We start from the raw sequence: 304 nt of genomic DNA, 5'->3' as shown, positions 1-304 counted from the left end.
AGATCCCCCAAAGTCAGTACGGAGGCGGCAATTCGGGCACGCACGGGTGCCGCTGGCCTCGCAGGATGCGGATCGTAGCGTGCCCGGTCGGTCAACAGACCGTCAGGTCTGCTCTGGACCATCCGGAGTCGGACCGCTACGGTGATGGACGTCTTGTCGCAGGCAAACGGCCTGTGGACACGGGAGCTCGGAGCACCGGGCTGAGAGGGCGCTGAAAGGTACGTGCACACCGCGTACCGACCGCTGCGTCGACCGCAGGAACCTGACCGGGTCATGCCGGCGTAGGGAGATAGAGGTCTCATGA

1 riboswitch is annotated in these 304 nt (G+C 65.1%).

Going from position 1 to position 304, the window contains the following annotated elements:
• Positions 1-169: 169 nt before the first annotated feature.
• Positions 170-304, top strand: a riboswitch (TPP riboswitch).

This window comes from Kitasatospora sp. SC0581, assembly GCF_048159585.1.
Lineage (GTDB): Bacteria > Actinomycetota > Actinomycetes > Streptomycetales > Streptomycetaceae > Kitasatospora.
This window is presented reverse-complemented; position numbering and strand designations above follow the sequence as displayed.